Raw genomic sequence first — 1,426 nt, forward strand, 5'->3', positions numbered from 1 at the left:
TGAAGTGACCCCGTAAAGTTGGACATTTCTGTTAAGCGGCTTTCAAGGCCTGAGTTCGATATTCTATCGGAGTCAGGCCTTTTAGTTTCACTTTTATACGTTTGGTATTGTAGTACTCGATGTATTCTTTAATTTGCTCTATCAGAGCATCTGCATCTTCAAAGCTTTGGTTGTGATACATCTCTGTTTTGAGTAAAGCAAAAAAGTTTTCAGCAACCGCATTATCCAAGCAGTTACCTTTTCTCGACATGCTTTGTGTTAACCCACTCTCCGCTACCTTTTTCTGATACTGTCGATGACGATATTGCCAACCTTGATCGCTATGTATAATTGGCTTTGAGTTGGGTTTGAGCTTTGATATGGCTTCCGTTAGCATATCCGTGACAAGCGGCAAGCAGGCATTTTTGGCCACTCTATAAGCAACTACCTCCTGAGTAAACAAGTCGACCACGGGAGACAAGTATACTTTCTGCTCTTTGACTTTGAACTCCGTGACATCAGTTACCCACTTTTCATCGGGTTGAGTCGCACTAAAATCTCTTTCAAGCAGGTTAGGAGCAGCTGTTCCAGACTCTCCTCGGTATGAACGATACTTTTTAATCCTGACCGTCGATTTAAGGTTGAGCTGAGCCATAAGCCTTTGAACCGTTTTGTGATTAAGCACGAACCCCTGATTTTTTAGTTCCAAGTGAATACGGCGGTAGCCGTATCGACCCTTATGTTCATGATAAATTGACTTTATCAACCGCAGCTCACGTTCGTAGCTATTTGGGCGCTTGTTTGTTTGAGCTTGATAATAAAAGACACTTTTTGCCAGCTGTAGAGTCTGCAGTAAGTGCTTCAGCGGGTACTTGCCTTTAAGAGTTAGAGCTATGACCGCTTTTTCTTTGTTCGACGGTTTTTTTCCTGCTCCAACTCTTCCAACTTTTTTAGAACGGCATTCTCGGTTCGTAAGTAGACCAACTCCTCTTTTAGCTCCTCAAGTGTCATTTCATTATCAGGCTTAGTGGTACGTTGAGGTTGCTGTTTCATTGAGGGTCTTCCTTTCTGGCGCATTTTGAGCCCCTTGATACCGAGCTCATTAAATCTTTTGAGCCAGACAGAGAGTATCCCAGGGGATGAGAGGTTTAATACAGCGCTAGTGTGCGTGAGAGACCATTCATTCGTCCACATTAAATTCAATGCTTTTCGTTTTGTTTGAGCAGTCGCGGCATGCTTAGTTGGTAAAAATGAATCAGTACCATGGATGGCAAAGACTTGAGCCCAATACCGTATCTGCCTTGAAGAAATTGAATATTGTTTTGCTAAATAGAGAGATGACGTGCCATCTAAGTATTGCTTAGCAATGATACATTTTAGCTCACGGCTATATTTGGACATAAAAAGACCCCCAATAATTGGTGTCCAACTATTGGGGGTCAGTTCA

Annotated in this window: 2 protein-coding genes; both read right to left on the minus strand. The window is 42.4% G+C overall.

The window, feature by feature from the left end; all coding sequences use genetic code 11:
- Positions 1–31 precede the first annotated feature (31 nt).
- Positions 32–874, minus strand: coding sequence for an IS3 family transposase (locus AB4263_RS22755; RefSeq protein WP_106427183.1), 843 nt, complete (start codon positions 872–874; stop codon positions 32–34).
- Complete coding sequence (locus AB4263_RS22760; protein ID WP_029236503.1) at positions 871–1,380, minus strand: helix-turn-helix domain-containing protein; 510 nt, start codon at positions 1,378–1,380, stop codon at positions 871–873. Before AB4263_RS22760 ends, AB4263_RS22755 begins: the two co-directional genes overlap by 4 nt.
- Positions 1,381–1,426: the final 46 nt, after the last annotated feature.

The sequence above is a fragment of the Vibrio sp. 10N.261.55.C5 genome, from assembly GCF_041470505.1.
In the GTDB taxonomy this organism is placed as follows: Bacteria; Pseudomonadota; Gammaproteobacteria; order Enterobacterales; family Vibrionaceae; genus Vibrio; species Vibrio crassostreae_C.

Bases quoted from the DNA above. Each gene is read 5' to 3' on its own strand.
- AB4263_RS22760 (WP_029236503.1), bottom strand. From the start codon at position 1,380: ATGTCCAAATATAGCCGTGAGCTAAAATGTATCATTGCTAAGCAATAC.